General features: G+C 79.8%; 1 protein-coding gene. It reads right to left on the bottom strand.

Annotated elements, in window-relative coordinates:
- Window positions 1-506: FHA domain-containing protein (locus tag AA75_RS43515; protein WP_033826096.1), on the bottom strand; the 506-nt coding region annotated here is incomplete at both ends.

Consider the following 506-nt stretch of genomic DNA (forward strand, 5'->3'; position numbering starts at 1 on the left):
GGCCGCCGGCGCTCGGCGGTTCGGCGGCGACGGGGACGAGCGCCGGCGCCGAACCGGTGCGGGTGGCGGTGCGGCCGGCCAGGCCGAGGTGGCCCTCGCCGTCCGGCACCAGCTCCCGGGGCGGGGCGGGCGGCCCGGACCGGGCCAGCTGGACGGTGGACTCGCCGAGCCGCACCAGGGCGCCGTCGGCGAGCTCGGCGCTCTCGCCGCGCAGGAACCGGCCGTCCAGCCGGGTGCCGTTGGTGGACCCGAGGTCGCGGACGGTGGCCCGGCCGTCGGCGGCCAGGTGCAAGGTCAGGTGGAGGCGGGAGACGTCCGGGTCGTCCAGCGGCACGTCCGCCTCGCTGGAGCGGCCGATCCGGATCTCCTCGCCGTGCAGCCGGTGCACCCCGCCCGCGTCCGGTCCGCCGACCACGCGCAGTTCCGCGGTGGCGGGCGACTCGTCGTCCTCGGCGTCCGGATCGGGCTCGCCGAGCGAGAGGACGGCGCCGTCGACCAGCGGCGGG

This window comes from Kitasatospora sp. MBT63 (genome assembly GCF_000710465.2).
Classification (GTDB): Bacteria; Actinomycetota; Actinomycetes; order Streptomycetales; family Streptomycetaceae; genus Kitasatospora.